The sequence below is a fragment of the Rhodoferax sp. ZS1R8 genome, from assembly GCF_056521325.1.
In genome coordinates, this window is sequence record NZ_JBWMBA010000193.1 from 614 (window position 1) to 1,054 (window position 441).

Sequence of the window (441 nt, forward strand, 5' to 3'; positions counted from 1 at the left end):
AACAGGGATGCGGTTGCCAGGATCACCGCAAGTAAAAAGGGCTTTCGCCGTGTCAAAAAGTTCGTCATGGTGTGTTTCGTTGAATGGGGTGGAAATAGGGTTGAAATTGGGGGGGTGCCAAGGTGGCGCCTTGGTGGGCTGGGTCTATTCCGGCAACAGCCCCAGTGTTTGGCGCAAGCTGGAGTGGGCCGCAGCCAGATCTATGCCGGCACGGGCAGCCTGGCGCTCGGCGTCCGAGGCATCACGTTCGATGCGCAAGCGGGTGGGCAAGTCGGTCTCGCCCATGCGATACGACTTCTGAAAAAACGCCCGCGACTCTCTGGCCAACTGCGCGCGCTGCTGCGACGCTTGCAACTGGGTCTGGGCAGATGCCAGGCCCACGCGGGCAGCTTCCACTTCACCCTGCAACCGCTCACGCTCCACACGCAATTGCGCTTCGGC

The 441-nt window shown here is 61.7% G+C and carries 1 pseudogene; it reads right to left on the reverse strand.

Annotated elements, in window-relative coordinates:
* Positions 1-144 precede the first annotated feature (144 nt).
* Positions 145-441, reverse strand: a pseudogene (locus AC097P_RS24930) (TolC family protein); the annotation flags it as partial.